At 58.8% G+C, this 15015-nt stretch carries 13 protein-coding genes and 1 pseudogene; 3 read left to right on the top strand and 11 right to left on the bottom strand.

The window, feature by feature from the left end:
- Positions 1-123: pseudogene (locus AC2FML_RS10080) on the bottom strand (IS6 family transposase); the annotation flags it as partial.
- Between the two features lie 96 nt (positions 124-219).
- Here AC2FML_RS10080 and AC2FML_RS10075 point away from each other — a divergent pair.
- Positions 220-486, top strand: coding sequence for a helix-turn-helix domain-containing protein (locus AC2FML_RS10075; protein ID WP_496782976.1), 267 nt, complete (start codon positions 220-222; stop codon positions 484-486).
- 577 nt (positions 487-1063) lie between these two features.
- A complete protein-coding gene (locus tag AC2FML_RS10070) occupies positions 1064-2101 on the top strand; it encodes an AraC family transcriptional regulator (RefSeq protein WP_496782974.1) in 1038 nt (345 codons plus the stop codon).
- A gap of 189 nt (positions 2102-2290) precedes the next feature.
- Here the strand turns inward: AC2FML_RS10070 and AC2FML_RS10065 are convergent, their stop codons facing one another.
- The 7 genes from AC2FML_RS10065 to AC2FML_RS10035 form a co-directional block, all read right to left on the bottom strand.
- A complete protein-coding gene (locus tag AC2FML_RS10065; RefSeq protein ID WP_480635416.1) occupies positions 2291-2566 on the bottom strand; it encodes a hypothetical protein in 276 nt (91 codons plus the stop codon).
- Between the two features lie 285 nt (positions 2567-2851).
- Positions 2852-4150: a carbohydrate porin gene (locus tag AC2FML_RS10060; protein ID WP_496782972.1), complete on the bottom strand. Its 1299-nt coding sequence runs from the start codon at positions 4148-4150 to the stop codon at positions 2852-2854.
- On the bottom strand, positions 4147-4512 hold the full coding sequence (locus tag AC2FML_RS10055) for a DoxX family protein (protein WP_170342826.1): 366 nt from the start codon (positions 4510-4512) through the stop codon (positions 4147-4149). The genes AC2FML_RS10060 and AC2FML_RS10055 overlap by 4 nt, the downstream gene beginning before the upstream one ends.
- A 78-nt stretch (positions 4513-4590) precedes the next feature.
- Positions 4591-4920: a hypothetical protein gene (locus AC2FML_RS10050; protein ID WP_170357382.1), complete on the bottom strand. Its 330-nt coding sequence runs from the start codon at positions 4918-4920 to the stop codon at positions 4591-4593.
- A gap of 140 nt (positions 4921-5060) precedes the next feature.
- Entirely contained in the window at positions 5061-6740 is a 1680-nt protein-coding gene (locus AC2FML_RS10045) for an amidohydrolase family protein (RefSeq protein WP_170392031.1), read from the bottom strand.
- 74 nt (positions 6741-6814) lie between these two features.
- Positions 6815-8200 carry a metal-dependent hydrolase family protein gene (locus tag AC2FML_RS10040; protein ID WP_171208892.1) on the bottom strand — a complete coding sequence of 462 codons (1386 nt, stop codon included), beginning with the start codon at positions 8198-8200 and terminating at the stop codon, positions 6815-6817.
- 51 nt (positions 8201-8251) lie between these two features.
- Positions 8252-9769, bottom strand: a complete 1518-nt coding sequence (locus AC2FML_RS10035) for a metal-dependent hydrolase family protein (RefSeq protein WP_170343540.1) — start codon at positions 9767-9769, stop codon at positions 8252-8254.
- A 191-nt stretch (positions 9770-9960) separates the two neighbouring features.
- Between AC2FML_RS10035 and AC2FML_RS10030 the strand changes: the two genes are divergently transcribed.
- Positions 9961-11004, top strand: a complete 1044-nt coding sequence (locus AC2FML_RS10030) for a helix-turn-helix domain-containing protein (RefSeq protein WP_170357385.1) — start codon at positions 9961-9963, stop codon at positions 11002-11004.
- Between the two features lie 340 nt (positions 11005-11344).
- Here AC2FML_RS10030 and terL read toward each other — a convergent pair whose 3' ends face one another.
- Genes terL through AC2FML_RS10015 form a run of 3 tightly spaced genes read right to left on the bottom strand, consistent with a single transcriptional unit; the run spans position 11345 to position 14628 of the window.
- Positions 11345-12823, bottom strand: coding sequence for a phage terminase large subunit (gene terL, locus AC2FML_RS10025; RefSeq protein ID WP_170434768.1), 1479 nt, complete (start codon positions 12821-12823; stop codon positions 11345-11347).
- Positions 12810-13241: a DUF5681 domain-containing protein gene (locus AC2FML_RS10020; RefSeq protein ID WP_093964947.1), complete on the bottom strand. Its 432-nt coding sequence runs from the start codon at positions 13239-13241 to the stop codon at positions 12810-12812. Before AC2FML_RS10020 ends, terL begins: the two co-directional genes overlap by 14 nt.
- Complete coding sequence (locus AC2FML_RS10015; RefSeq protein ID WP_496782969.1) at positions 13234-14628, bottom strand: site-specific DNA-methyltransferase; 1395 nt, start codon at positions 14626-14628, stop codon at positions 13234-13236. Before AC2FML_RS10015 ends, AC2FML_RS10020 begins: the two co-directional genes overlap by 8 nt.
- Positions 14629-15015: the final 387 nt, after the last annotated feature.

Raw genomic sequence — 15015 nt, 5'->3', positions numbered from 1 at the left:
TCGCTCGTGCAACAGATCTTCGACATTTCGAAGCGAGAGCGGGAAACGGATGTACAGCATCACCGCAAGGCGGATGACCTCGGGACTGGTTTTGAAGTACTTGAAAGAGGCAGGTTTGGTCATGGGCAAAAGCTACGCAACCGTCCTGCCTGCCTCAAGACAAGTTCTTCTGACAAGACCCTCCAATTCGCGCGAAAGAACAGATATGAAGATGTTAATTTGGCTACTCTGTGTGAAGGTGCCGGAGTAGGAAGAACCACCTTATATCAAGCGTTTGAAGGAGTTTATGGAATTACACCTATGCAGTTCATTTATAAGTTGCGACTGACTGGCGCTAAAGAGTGGCTGTCAGATCCTTCTGACCCACCTCAATCTGTCAAGCAGGCCGCACTGAAATACGGATTTGTAAGCTTTGGACGTTTCGCAAAGAATTATCGTGAATTGTTTGGTGAAAGCCCTTCTCAAACTCTTCTCAGGGCAAGATAACCGTTTGAACAATCGTCAGTATCAGCGCGACATCGAAATAGGAGAACACAACAGAGTTCTCCGCAGAATGGGCACTTGTTCAATACTGCGAAAACAGGCTTCTGTTGCGGCCCGTACCAAAGACTTTGCAAAGTCCGCATTCTGCGCATTGCCGTCATTGGGACATCGCGCAGCATCGGTCAAAATGGGCTCAAGGCAGACGTTCGCTCACCTACGCTCAATGGCTGCATTGCGGGACCTTCCAGACTTTCGATTAACTAACCTCAAGGAACGCAACCGGCCCAGAGCGGATTTTTAAGTAGCGCGCCGAGAATGGCGGCTTCGAAAGCCACAGCGAACAAGCAAGCTGCCCAACCCGGACGATGTGCGCCGCTACTCGGTGTGTCACACCGCACGGATCTCGAGTTACTCGCGACCGACGTCGCGCCTACCTTGGTGGCGAGTGTGTGAAAGGCACTGCGGGTATTGAACGAAACGGGCGTTGCGTTGTTCGAACGTTGGCTTTGGCAACTGGCAAGAAGGTCAGACGGGCCTTAACGTGGCGCAACACGTCAGACACCGAGACTACGGACCAGAAATGAAATCCGAGATTCCAAAACACAGCGCAATCTGGGGACAGATCATTGTCGGTGAGTTGAAGAAAACAGGCCTTTCCGAGCGGGATATCCGAAAGGAGTTCGGGATAACCAGATCTCAACTCGAAGACCCGGATGCTCGCTGGTCCTTCGACAAGACTGCCTGGTTGTTTGAAAAGGCGAGCGCTTTGACCAGGGACGACCTTGTCGGATACCGCCTGGCACAGTCGCCGGACCTGGTCAGGAAGGCCGGGTTGCTCGCCTATGTCGGCGTTTCGGCACCTACCGTTGGCGGTTACCTTCGAAACATCACCCGTTTTCAGCGCGTGATCGGTGACGCGAGCAAGACGGCCATGGAAGAAGGCCCGGAAACCACCCGGCTGACCTGGCACTACGATGTGCCAGCAAGCATTCCGACCGGGCAATATGCCGAGTTTGGAGCCGTTGGCACGGTCTTCGCCCTGCGGGACTACTCCAATCGGCAAATCCGTCCGACGCATGTTCGGTTCGCGCATCAGCGGCTGACCGGCACCGAGGCCCTCGACAGGTTCTTTGGCTGCAATGTCCTGTTTGGTGCCGCGGAGAACAGCATTGCCTTCAAGGCGGCTGATATGGATGTGCCGCTGTTGACGGCCGACGACAACTTGCAGCGGACGCTTTCGGTCATTTGCGAGAACACGCTGGCTCGGATGCCGCAGACACCCAACAGTGTGGCCCGGGTTGTTGAGAGGCAGATCACGGCGCGTCTTGCAGCCGGCACGGCCCAGCAGGACGCAATTGCGGCGGAACTTGGGATGAGCGCCCGAACGCTGGCCCGCCGACTGACCGACGAGGGCACGAGCTTCGCAGCGGTCGTCGCCAATCTGCGAAAGGCTCTGGCCCGGGACTATCTGCTCAACAGCACGCTTCCGCTCACCGAGATCGCCTATCTTCTCGGATATAGCGACGCCAGTACCTTCAGCACGGCATTCCGAAGATGGTACGGACAGCCCCCCAGCGACTTCTGGGAGCAGCCAGCAACAGAAGCGCCCCTGGCATAGGGCGAACGATCTGAGTAGAGGCCGGACTGCTCGGATCATAGGCCCGCACTTTCACGTTTCTCCGTCTTCCTGAACCACCCTGACGCAACAAACCCGGCAGGCATGAGGCCTAACGGGTTTGAAGCAGATGCCGGATCTCTCCAGCGTCGGTTGGAAGGGGTAAACCGTTCCGGTTGTCTCGTTGCGGGATCAGCGCTTGTGCTTGTTGCCACCCTTCTTGCGATCGTCCTTGCGATCTTGACGATCCCGGTCTTCGGCGATCTTGCCACCGAGCGCACCGGCGGCTGCGCCGAGGGCCAGGCGGTCCTTGGCGTCGCCGCCGGTGATTTCGGTCAGCACGGCGCCGGCCACAGCGCCCTTGAGGGCTTTCTCACCGATGTCACCGGCATTGGCGGCCATCGGGGCAGCGAGGGCGAGTGAGGCGGCAAGGGCGGCGAATACGGTGTTCTTGAGGGTGTTTGTCATCGGTTCCAACCTTTCTGACGGTGGCGACCTCCGTGGCCGCCTTCTGTGGAAAGATCTAAGCGAACCGCCATGCCCCCGCTTGAGAGCATCCGACAGCTTCATTGGAATGGCTGACATTGCAGAGCAACAAGCCAAATTCGACGGTTGTTCTGCCGTCAAGACTTTCGCCTGACGCAATGCCAATCATCCAAGGGGTCGCCTCCTTGGCCGCGATGGCTGCATGGGCCGTTCCGGCGCAGGCACGACACTCCCAACCAGACGGCATTCTATCCGCCGCTACTCAGGTCAAAGATTGATCCGCAGCCTCAAGCCGAAAACGGTCGTGTCCTGATCGTTGAAGCCCGGGTTGATCATGTGCTGGACGTCCGCCGTCAGGGCGACATTGTCCGACAGGTCCAACCGATAGAAGGCCTCCATTGTGGTCTGGGTGTCGAGCGTTTCATCTACCGGGTCCGCAACGGTCGCGCCAAACCCAAAGAGGTCGTCATAGAGGCCCGGCCGCCATAGAAGTCCAGCGTTGGCTGCGCGTCGGGCGATCGGCGCCTCACCCTCCGACCAGCCGAGGCGTCCGTAGATCATGAATTCCTCGTTGATCGTGTGGTTGGCAGACAGGATCGCCCCGTAGCTCTCCGGCACGCCTGCCTCGGTGCGTTCATCGACGTGAAATACCCCGAGGTGAACGTTGGTTAGAAAGCGCTTCGAGCGTTCGGGCGTCCATCCGATCTCGGCGTATTTGTAGAACTCGGGGCCACCGGGAAACCACTCGACATCGGTCAGCGAGCCGTTTGCATCCGACAGGACACCGAGGGCATAGATCTGGTCGGTCAGGAAACCGCCCCCCGCAATGCCGAAGCCGGGATCGGGGATCGGCAGGACCGGGCTGAACAGGATCGAGAAATTGGAGAAAGTCGTGCGTGGGTTCACGTAGCCGAGGATGTCCGAGTAGTCTCCCGGATCGATCCGGCCGGCCACGAAACCGGCCTTCCCGCCAGCGAGCGTCTGGGACCAGTAGGCGACGGAGAGGGTCGTGTCGGTGTCACTGAATGTCGTTGCGGTGACGCCCGCATAGCCGATTTCCCCGGCAAGCCCGCTTGGCGCGATGTCCGTGCCGAGCAGATGGCGGTTCTCCAATGTGAAGACCAATTGCCCGGGATTTTCGCCGCCGCGATTGAGCAGCGTCCACTGGCCCAGGCTGCGCGCCTGGCCCAAGGCGGCCTCGTCGATATCGGTCAGGCTCTCGGTCGCGGACTGGTAATAGGCCTGGTAGTCGAAGGAGAGGTTCAGGCCGGTGCGTTCGGCAAAGCGTTGCCGCGATGCCTCCAAGGGGTCCAATGCCGCATCCAGCCCCGGCCAGCGAGAGTCCTGCAACCGCCGCACTCGGTCTTGTTCCAGTTGGGCCTGCGTGGATGCCGGGCCACCGAGCGAGACCGCTGCGGCGGCCTCCAGGGCGGACGTTGGCCGGCTTTCCTGCGCCAAGGCTCCGGTTGATAACCAGAAGCCAGCGACGATGACCGTACCGAGAAGCCTTGCCTGTCCCATATGAGGTCTCTCTTGTTGCTCTTGATTCTTCTTCGGCCCGCTCATGCAAGTATCGCCAGTACGACATCCCGGCCCGTCCAGAGGACGAAGGCCGAAAGCGTAGCCGTGATCATGGCAGGCACACCGTCTTTCCAAGTGTCCCAGATCAGATGACAACCGATTGCGCCAAGCGACGTGCCCAGAAGGGCAGCGGCCCCGAGCGGCCCGAGCAAGCTGCCTTGAAACCAGATCGCCACCGCCCCGAAAAGCTCGACACCACCGACAAGCGCCATGATCTGACGGTTCAGCCCGTATTTGACGAACATCGCCAGTTGCGTTTCGAAGATGAGCTTCTGCCAGCCAAGGATCTTGATCGAACTGGCGAAGAGAAAGAAGGCGGACAGCAGGCCAATGGCAACTATTTGCATAATACGACTCCGCCGACACACACAGGGCTGAAGTTCATTTGATGTTCCCTTCTGGATCGTCCCGAGTGTGCAGTCCGGTTACTTGAGATCGTCCTGCGCCTTGATCTCCGGCACACGGGCGAGGGCTTCGGCCATGTCGGCGCTGCTCATCAACTCGATCATCTGGTAATCCTCCAGCAACCCGTCACCGAGACGGCTGACATAGAAGGCCTGGATGAAGGTGGGGTCGTCCGGCAGGGCGACGGTGATGTAGTTCTTCCCGTTCCCAAGCCCCCAATAGTAGCTCAAAAGCTCGCCGCCGAGCGCCTCGATCCCACCCTTCACCGAGGCCGCGCGGTCCCCGGGATTGGCGATCTGCATCTCCCAGGCGGCGCTGTTGGATGCGCCGATAAACAGGAAGGTGCGCATGTCTTTTGTGTCCTGCGCCGCTGCAACTGTCGCAGAGACGCAAAGGGCTGTCGAAAGAAGGATCCTGTTCATCTTGCCACCCGGAATTGCTTCGATGTTGTGGTCAGTACAGCATGGCTGCCCTGACCGTTCTTGTGGGTTCAATGCCCCGGAGCTCCGGGAATGGAGTGTTCCAGCTCGGCAGGGCGGAGCGGGAACTCGGAATGCTCATCCTCTGGCGTTTCGATGTCGGCGTGCCAGGTGAATTCCTTGTCCCCGAGGTCCAGATCGATCTCGCCCCCTTCGATGACCGGGTAACGGATCGGCTGCCCGGGCCGCAGGTCGATATTAGCGACACCGTCGTCGATAATGACCTGCCCGCTCACCAGAACGTAGGGGATTCCCTTGGTGAAGGAGCCGTTCATGCCCTTCTTCATCGATGATGTTTCGGTGATCGTGTCGGGGTCGAAGATCGTGATATCCGCGATCATGCCTTCCTGCATCCGGCCGCGTTCCTGCATCGCCTTCAGGCCCACCTTGGAAAAGTACTTCGCGGGAATGTAGGAGGCGTTGTTCACCATCTCCATCAGCGCGATGCCCTGTTCACGGGCCTCGCGGAACACGATGCCATAGGTGCCGGCATTGCGCGGGTGCCCCCCGTACTCCGTGAAATCGGCCTCGATCGGCAGCGGTTCGCCATCGACGGTGAAGCCGACGATGTCGTTGGCGATCGCAATATCCTTCATGTGGATCCAGCGCTCCAGGTCTGCTTCGGGGCGGACTGTGATGAAAATCGGCTTGCTCGGATCCTCCTTCTGCTGCCGGAAGAACTCCTCGTCGGACTCGTAGAGTTCGCCGGTGCTGGTATCGAAGATATCGCGGGTCGGAACGATATTGTTCGCCTCGATCTTGTCCGGCAGCAGTTGCGGTGTCGCGATGTTCGGATTGCCGGTGATGGCCGGGTAGTATTCCGCGAAGATGGTCATTCCGCGCATTTGCAGGCGGCGCGCAAGCTCGTAGATTTCTTCCCACCCCTGGTTCTGGATGTGGGAAAGGATCAGGGCCCCGTCGAGCGCAACGGCGTTTGCGATCACCTCGTTTGCGCCCAGGGAATAGTAGAGCGGCAGGCTCTCGGTCGGACCGAAACGGGTATGGGCGCCAAAGAAGCGGTCATACTTCTTCGCCATTTTCTGAAGCGCGAAAATCTCCTTCGGATAGGTGTTGTATCCCATGTATCCCACCGTCGTGTTGACGGTGATCGCCCCGGCGCGAAGACCCTTTTCATACATGGTCATGACTTCGACGAGCTGATCCGCAGTCGGAATATCCAGCGCCCAGCTGGCATGTCCGTCTTCTTCCTCGGCTGCACCGCGTGACTTGAGGATGTAGGTCGGATCGGATGCCAGCTCGACTGAAACCCCATCCATCACGACACGCCGGATCTCCTCGTGCCCCATCCCGGAACCGAAGTTGAGAAAGGAATTGCCCTCGTACTTGTCGTAGAACAGGTCGGCATCCGCCACGCCGCTCTCGGTATCGAGGATCGTCGTCGTGCCATCATGGGCCATCATCTTCTGATCGAAGCCGCCAAAGGAATGCGAATGGGTGTTGATGAATCCCGGCGCGACTACATGCCCGGAAACGTCGATCTCGCGCTTGCCCGTCAAGGCATCTTCGGTGATCGCGGTGATCCTGTCGCCGGTCACGCAGACATTGCGCACGGCATCAAGATTGGTTTCCGGGTCCATGACGCGGCCGTTGAGAAGCGCGACGTCGCACTCCTGAGCAACCGCCATCGAACTGCAGAGGGCCATGAGAGTGGCAAGAGTGAGGTGTTTCACGGTCAGTCCTTCCGGGATGGTTGCGTCGGGCAAAAAAACGCGGGGCGGACGAGGGAGACCGCCCCGCGCTCTCCTCAGTCCAGCGTGTTCTTGTAGATCACGCCGTCCTTCATGATGAGCTTCAGGTTGGGATCAGGATCGGCCAGAAGAAGGATGTCTTCGAGCGGGTTGCCATCGACCAGCAGGAGATCCGCGTAAGCGCCTTCCTCGACCACGCCGAGCGGGCCGTCTTGATACGGATTGTTCAAGCCCGTAAGCCGGTTCATGCGGGCGCCGTTCGATGTGGCCATGCGCAGAATGTCGAAGGGTTTGAACTTGGCCTCGTGCAGGTATTTGAACTCGTCGTTCATCTTCTTGTCCTGCTCAAGCGTCTGGTCCCAGTTGTTGATGAGATCGGTGCCCAGAGTGTAGAGGTCGATCATGCCCGGTGTCGTCTGGATCACCTCGATCATGTTGGCGGCGGCGTCACGGACACTCTTCCATTTGGCGAACGAGGCTGGCGTGTAGAAGGCTTCCGCCTGTTCGGTCGTCACCGAGTAGACCGGGGCTACCGCCGTCGCGAACATGATCTGCTTTTCGACCATGATCTCGGCGGCCTCCTTGGTCAGGAACGGGATGTGCTCAACGGTCTTTGCACCGTTGTCGATACAGTTGCGGATCGCCTGCTCGGTGAACACGTGGCAGGTGACGTAGGTGCCCCATTGCTCGGCGGTCTTGACCGCCATCTGGATCTCGTCCGCCTGGTACTGAAGCGAATGCAGCGGGTCGAACTCGGACGTGACCCCACCGCTGACCATGACCTTGATCTGGGTTGCCCCGCGCCGCAGGTTCTCGCGCACCGCCATGCGGATCTGCTCCGGGCCATCCGCGATGAAGCTCATGTCCGTGTCGACCCAATGCGATGGGCCTTGCCCCGACAGGGTTGGATGCCGGTCGTTCAGCTTGCGGAAATCGGCATGGCCCGATGTCTGCGTGATGAAGGCCTCCGAGGAATAGATCCTCGGGCCGGGGAACATACCGGTATCGATGATCCGCGCGATGGACTTTGCCGGTCCGCCGAGGTCACGAACCGTCGTGAACCCGTTCATCAGGATGCGCTCGGACCGGATCGTTGCAACGCCACCAAGATGGAAGGGCGTGATGTTCTGGCGCAACCCGTCACTGAGCGGGTTGAACACCAGCAAATGCACGTGCTGGTCATGCATCCCCGGCATGAGCGTGCGCCCGCCGCCGTCAATCATGGTTGCGTTGGGCGCTTCGATCCCGTCCGTCGAAATTTCCTTGATCAGGTTGCCTTCGACCAGAACGCTGGCGTTTTCGATCCGCGCCTCGTTCACGCCGTCAAAAACATGGACATTGGTGAACAGGGTCTGCGGCAGCGCTTCGTCCTGCGCAGAGGACATGCCGGCAGCGAGCGACACCACGCCCGCCAGTAATGTGGACTTGAAAAGATGCTTCATAAGTTTGCCCTTCCGCAATGTTGACGGCGGGGCCAGCGCCCCGCCGAAAGTTCAGTTCAACGTGTTCTTGTAGAACTTGCCGTCCTTCATGATGACGCGAATGCTCGGCACGTCCTGCCCGCGTGGCTCGGCATCGAACCATGTATCGACAGCGCCGATGGCAGTGATGTCTTCGAGCGGGTTTCCGTCAACGATGAGGATATCGGCATAGGCACCTTCCTCGATCACGCCGAGCTTGCCTTCGGGATAGGGGTTTCCGCGTCCCGTCAGTGCGGCCAGTTCGCCGCCATTCGAGGTCATCATCTGCAAGGCCCAGAGGTTGCCGAACTCACGCGCCATGAAAGCCTTGGTGAAGTCCATCGACTGCCGGTACGGCACACCGGTCAGCAGCACGTAGTCGGAATCGAACACCATCTTCGGCTTGTACTTCCGCACCAGATCAAACAACTGCTCGCTGTTTTTCCGCAACCAGAGGAACTTCGCCGTCGGCGGGAAGGTCGGGTCCTGGTGCATCGGATGCTCAAGCGCCTCGGGCGCCAACGCGGTCAGGTTGGGCGAGAAGAACGCTTCCTTCTCTACCAGCTTCTGCATCGTCGGTTCCGTTATGGTCAGGCCGTGATCCACCACTTTGACCCCGAGATCGAGCGCGCGCGACAGGTCGCTATCCATGAAGACATGCATGGCGACATAGGAATCCATGTCCCCGGCCACCTCGACGGCAGCGGCGATTTCTTCGTCTGTAAAGGCGGACTGGTAGATCGGGTCCTTGATGGAGGTCACACCACCACTGACCATGATCTTGAGGTAGTTGGCCCCAAGCGCAAAGTTCCGCCGCGCGCCGTGGAGCACTTCGGCAGGGCCGTCGACAAGCCGCGTGATCTCCAGCCGTTCAAGATTGCTTTCGTTCTTGCGTTGCCCGGCGATCCCCCAGTCGCCATGACCACCGGTCTGGCTGAGGCAGGCGCCGGACGAGTATATCCGCGGGCCCGGAAGCGAACCCTCGTCGATTACCGCACGAAGTCCACCATGTGCACCGCACATGTCGCGCACGGTTGTGAAGCCCATCGCCAGCATTTCCTGCGCAAAGGCCGCAGAACGTGCGCCGATCTCCTCCCATGTCGTGTCCTGAAGGCCCGGGATCGTGCCATCCTTGTACATATTCACATGCACATGGCTGTCGATCAGTCCCGGCATCAAGGTGCGTCCGCCGCCGTCGATCACATTGACCTCGACCTCTTTGGTCTCGATACCGCGTTCGGTCTGGATGGTGAAAGAATAGCCGTCGATACCGCCAACAGGATCGGGCAGGCGCTTGCTTCCGCCCGTTCGAACTTCGACTTCCCACGTGCCGGATTCGGGAATGTCCTCTGCAATCTTGTGAATCTTGTTCTTGACGACGAGCACGTCGACATCTTTCAAGCCGTCATTCACCCCGTCGAAGACCATCACGTTCTTGAACAGCGTGACCTCCGAGGGAATGTTGGGGATATCCTGCGCAATGGCAGGCGTCGTGAGCGCAATTGCCATTGACATGGCCGGCAGCAACGCCTTCAGGTTGAGTGTTGTCATTCGGTGTCCTCCCAGGGGTCGGTCTTCCTGCGGACCGATCCTCCCACTATGCACATGTGCCCCGAGATTCTTTTGACCCGCTGATCCCGTGGTGCATTTTTCTGACCCGATCCGGTCAATTTCAGCCAATTTCTGCTTGGCCGTCAGGCGCCCGCGCCCGTAGCGTGTCGGAGAGCGAAAGGGTGATGTGGATGCCGCAAGGAGAACAAAAGGACGGTTTGTCCCTCGTACGTGCTACGGTCCTCGGCCCCGTCGTAGCGATGATGCGGCGGCTCGATGCGGATCCGGCCTTTGCGCTCGGGCTGCATGGATTGAGCGAGGAACAGGTCCTGAACCCGGCCGAGTTCATCCCGCATGACACGGTCTATGCGGCGCTGGCCTCCATCGCCGACATCACCCGGCCGGATATCTGCGCCTTGGCGGGACAACAGACAGACCTGTTGAAGTTCCTGCCGCGTGGGGCGCTCCTCGGCCAGTCGGTGACCCTTGGCGATTTCTTCACCCGGTTCACCCAGATCGTCTCGAAGGAAAGCAACGCGGTGTCCTTCCGGCTCCTGATCGAGGAGGAACACGCCTACTTCACCACCAGTCGCAATTTCGAACCCGAGGTGTCGCCGGGCCATTCGGACGCCTTTCTCGTCGGGATCTGGATCTCCCTGCTGCACCGTGTTCTCGATTTCCGATGGGATCCAACCCAGGTTGTTCTGCGCCTCTGCGATCCGACCCTGCTGCCGGAGCAGTTTCATGGCGTGCGAGGCATCAAGTGCAACAACAGGGGATTCTCCATCCGCTTTCCGGCGGCCTGGCTGTCGCTTCCAATCAACCCCGAACTCCTCGTGAACCACGACAATGATATCGAAGAACCGGTTCAGGTCGATGTGCCCCTGGACTACCTCGAAGGCTTCGAAATTCTCGTGCGATCAAGGCTGTCCGATCCGGCGCTGACGGTGAGCGAGGCCGCCCGGATGTGCAGCATCACCACCAAGGTGCTGAACAAGCGCTTGTCCTCCTACGGAACAACGGCGTCCAAGGTGATCAACCGGCTGCGGATGGAAAAGGCCTCCGAACTGCTCACCACATCTGATCATTCGATCAAGGAGATCGCCCAATTGGTCGGCTTGTCCGAAACATCGGCACTCACCCGAGCCTTCACGCGGAACTTCGGCATATCCCCGAAAGATTGGCGCAATAAGGAGGCACAAGAGGCCCAAATTGCCGGAGCGCCTGCAGATTAGCCTGACCCCGCTGCGACTTCTCGACTACCGCAATCTCTTGGAACCTCGGTCGCCAATGGTAATGCCGAAGAGATGCATGAACCGGCGAGCCCTTCGCGGGGAGCAATCGATGGGAAAGGAGACCTCCATGCTATCCGCAGCGAACTCCCGCTTGCCGCCCATCGCGACAGTTTCTGCGGAACTTGCCAATGGGTAATCTGGGCTCAAAGCCGTCATCCGACGGCATTAGCGATTAGACCGGTTTGTGGTTGCGAGCGGTCATTGGGGCCGCTCTCAGGATTGGTCCGACATCGGCCCTCCCAGTACTATTCAACGAGTTTTCAAGCTCAACTCCGAGATCCTACCGTCGCCTGACCCTCTCTCGATTACGCTCCCGACGTTCGATGTTGATCCGGTGGTCGCGGCCCAATGCCCGGTAGAAGCCCGGTCCCTTGGACCAGTTCAGAAAGTGGGCAAAGCTGTCGACCTGATCGTCGTTGCGTCCGCGTGGAAAGGACTGAAGCTCCCGTTTGAATACCGGCAGCCAGGGTGCATCTGCAGGCAGATAAACCTTGCCCTCTTCGACAGGACCGCAAGCGGACTGGAACCGGGTTTCCTTGTCCTTGTCGGGTTTAATGCGTTCGTAGCGCCGACGGTCATCACGAAACAATTCGTCCAAAAGAGGTTTGCCGGAGGCCGCATCTTCGATCAGGACACGATCGGGATCCCAACGGCCGACAAGTTGCAGTGCCTTGGCTTTCAGGTCTGGGTAGTCTACCTGCCCGCGCCAGACGTCGATAAGATGCCACGCATTTTCGCGGAACCCCCAGGTTGTACAGACAGAGAAATCAGACCGGGGGTCTGCCGACATGCCCGTATCCCAGCTCTGAACCACCAGTTGGAACCAGCGGCGATCTTCGATGGTCTCGTAGGTGCCAAACCACTCCCAGCGCAAGGGCGACCCGTCGGGAGCAATGGGGTTCTGCTGATACTGGCAATTGAACACGGCCGCGCCCATTTCGCGACGCTTGGTATCCAGCGTTTGCTGATCCAAACGGGACGGGCACAGGAGATCACCCGGTTTGCGGCGCATGACCCTTCCACGCCCAAGAGGAACCACCTCATAGCCTTCTGCGATGGCAGGCAGATTCAGATGCCGGTAGGTCCCGCGTTCGAGCAGATAACCCGGCGGATCCATCTCGTGCAACCGTTGCGCAACCATAACCACACGCCCTTCGGCCGGATTGTCGAAGCGCGACAACAAGGTCCCCTCAATGAACTCCTGCGCCTTGACCAGCTCGGCTTCGGAGCCGGCATCTCCGGCTTTCAGCAGGTCATCGATGATGATGTAATCGGCGCCATGACCGGTGACAGAACTTCCAATGGAGACAGCCTTACGGCTGCCTCCCTTTGTGGTGCGGATTTCTTCTGAGGTGTTGCCCTTTTTAGCCAAGACCGTTTCAGGGAACATTTCCCGGTACCAGCGCGCAGACATGATCCGACGACAATCTTCGGAATGTTTGCGCGCCAGATCCAACCCATAGCTGGCAACGATGATCTTGGCGCTGGGGTTATGACCGAGAAGATAAGCGACATATGCAACGGCCACGGTGACCGATTTCAGGCAACGTGGCGGGATGTTGATGATCAGTCGCTTGTTTTCGCCTCGACGGACATTGTCCAACTCATGGCACATGGCCCGCACATGCCAGGCCGGATCAAAGCTGCGGTCAGTTCCCTGGTGCAGCGTGCCAAACACACGCCAAACGAAGGGAAAGAAATTGTCCCGGCAAACCTCGCGAGCGGCTTGCACGACGATTTTTGGATCAGGAGTCGTCATCTTCCGCCTCCTCGTTTTCCAGATCACCGTCACCGTCCAGTTGGCTGGAAAAGAAATCCCGGAGGATGTCGTAGTCGACAGCGTCGGGCTCAACCGTACGGACGCTTTCTTGCGCGTCCAATTCACTTGCGTTGAACAGATCTGTGTCCAGCTTAAGCAGCGCCATCAACAATTTCGTGTCGCCCTTCAACGCGCCTGCCGTGAACCGCTTGGCAATTGCCTCAGCCTTGGAAATCCGGATTTCGTGGCTGCCTTCGCGAACCGTAATCTTGGTTTCCAATTCACGTTTCAAGCTGGCATTCACCCCCTTGGCACCTTTCGGACGTCCTTTCGGATTGCCGGATCGGCCTTTTTTGAATTGGGTCGCTTTGGGCGGTTTGCCGTAGCCGACCTCATACTCTTTCGTATCGTCAGACATGACCCACCTCCTGTTCTGAAGTGGTATCGTTGGCCGCAAAACGCGCATCGAACGTCTGGCCTGTTACCGCGTGCACGGCGCTATCACCGGTCATCTCCTGCCAACGGCGGATGGCCACATCGACATAAGCCGGGTCGAGCTCAATAAGCCGCGCTTGGCGCCCGGTTTTCTCAGCTGCCAGCAGAGTCGCGCCGGACCCGCCAAAGGCGTCCAGCACGACATCGCCGCGGTGGCTCACATCCATGATGGCATCTGCAACCAGAGCTGTCGGCTTCACCGTGGGATGATCCGCGAGATCCGCCTCGCGCCCTGCCCCAAAGCTGTTCACACCGGCGTAATCCCAGACGTTGGTCCGGTTGCGCCCGTGTTTGCCCAGCTCGACGTTGTTGATGTGCGGCGCACCAGGCTTCTTGAAAATGCAAATCAGCTCATGCTTTGAGCGATAAAGGCTGCCCATGCCTCCGTTCGTCTTGTTCCAGACGCAGAGATTGATGAGGTCCAATCCAGCTGCTTTGCCCGCCGTAATCAGTTCTTCGATATGACGCCAGTCCATGCAGATCATCGCGATGCCTCCGTTCGGCAGGCAGTCAAACAACTGCGTGATCGCGCCTGAAAGAAAGCCGCGGAACTCGCTATCCGTCATTTCTCCCGACGCCATGGCAAACTCGCGGTGTTCGGCGCTATTGCCGGACCGCACATGCCCATTGACAGGCACGTTGTAAGGCGGATCGGTGAAGACTATCTGCGGGGTCTCGCCTTCCAGCAAGGTGTCGTAGCTCTGGGCTTGAAGGGCGTCCCCGCAGAAAATGCGATGATCTCCGAGAACCCAGAGGTCGCCCGGCTCCGTGACTACGGGTGCCGCAGGGTCCGGCGTCTCAACAGTTTCCGCTACAGATACCGTCACCTCACCGACGCTGTCGATAATGATGTCGATCTCCGGTGTTTCGAACCCTGTGATGTCCAGATCAAAGTTCAACTCGCCATCAAGGCTGAGGTCCATCAGCTCGGCAAATTCGATCTGCAACGCCGCTTCATTCCAGTCCGACAATTCCGCCAGCTTATTGTCCGCAATGCGCAGAGCGCGCACTTCCGCTTCTGAAAAATGATCCGCGACAACAGTCGGTACGGAATTCAACCCCAGGGCCTTAGCGGCCTCATAGCGGCCATGACCCGCGATGATTGTGCCCGAACCATCCAACAGGATCGGAGTGACAAAGCCAAACTGGGCCACCGATGCTTTCAGTTTGTCGACATTCTTGGCCGCGTGCACGCGGTTGTTGTTGGCGTAGGGCTTGATCTGGCTGATCTGGGATTGGATAACTTTTTCGGCCATCCAGATAGGCGTATTGGACGCCCGAACGTCGCTGTGTGTGTTTTTGGCAGGCATAACCGCCTCCTTTTGCGTGACGCCGCGCGGACGTCGAGATGGAGGGATCGCGCTGGAAAATCGGAGAGAGCACAAATCGCAACTCCCCGGACCAATCGATCCGAGACGTTGCTCCTTTGAATGCTCTCTGCGGAAACCTGTGTTTCCAATGAGTGCTGCCTGCGGGAGCAGTTTCCCGCCCTGATAGTCCGGGCGATTAGGTCGAATGTAGGTGCCATCAATACGAGACGCAACCCCCCAAACTAAAAGTAACCAATTAAGATTGTTGACGAATAATCGGGGGTACGCCAGCAACGCCCTTCAAAACACACGCCTCAAGTAATCGCTTCAGAAAGAGCTGGACTGTTGCCGTCAACCACGCATCACTGAACCCACGCCCGAGCCATT

The sequence above is a fragment of the Ruegeria sp. BHSC029 genome (assembly GCF_059613085.1).
Note: the sequence above shows the minus strand (reverse complement) of the source record. Positions and strands in the feature narration are given on the sequence as shown.

What these genes read in the sequence shown, in the direction of transcription:
- AC2FML_RS10070 (WP_496782974.1), top strand. Translation starts at nt 1,064, where the DNA reads ATGAAATCCGAGATTCCAAAACACAGCGCAATCTGGGGACAGATCATT.
- terL (WP_170434768.1), bottom strand. Translation starts at nt 12,823, where the DNA reads ATGACGACTCCTGATCCAAAAATCGTCGTGCAAGCCGCTCGCGAGGTT.
- AC2FML_RS10050 (WP_170357382.1), bottom strand. Translation starts at nt 4,920, where the DNA reads ATGCGCACCTTCCTGTTTATCGGCGCATCCAACAGCGCCGCCTGGGAG.
- AC2FML_RS10015 (WP_496782969.1), bottom strand. Translation starts at nt 14,628, where the DNA reads ATGCCTGCCAAAAACACACACAGCGACGTTCGGGCGTCCAATACGCCT.
- AC2FML_RS10060 (WP_496782972.1), bottom strand. Translation starts at nt 4,150, where the DNA reads ATGAGCGGGCCGAAGAAGAATCAAGAGCAACAAGAGAGACCTCATATG.
- AC2FML_RS10020 (WP_093964947.1), bottom strand. Translation starts at nt 13,241, where the DNA reads ATGTCTGACGATACGAAAGAGTATGAGGTCGGCTACGGCAAACCGCCC.
- AC2FML_RS10030 (WP_170357385.1), top strand. Translation starts at nt 9,961, where the DNA reads ATGCCGCAAGGAGAACAAAAGGACGGTTTGTCCCTCGTACGTGCTACG.
- AC2FML_RS10055 (WP_170342826.1), bottom strand. Translation starts at nt 4,512, where the DNA reads ATGCAAATAGTTGCCATTGGCCTGCTGTCCGCCTTCTTTCTCTTCGCC.
- AC2FML_RS10035 (WP_170343540.1), bottom strand. Translation starts at nt 9,769, where the DNA reads ATGACAACACTCAACCTGAAGGCGTTGCTGCCGGCCATGTCAATGGCA.
- AC2FML_RS10040 (WP_171208892.1), bottom strand. Translation starts at nt 8,200, where the DNA reads ATGAAGCATCTTTTCAAGTCCACATTACTGGCGGGCGTGGTGTCGCTC.
- AC2FML_RS10065 (WP_480635416.1), bottom strand. Translation starts at nt 2,566, where the DNA reads ATGACAAACACCCTCAAGAACACCGTATTCGCCGCCCTTGCCGCCTCA.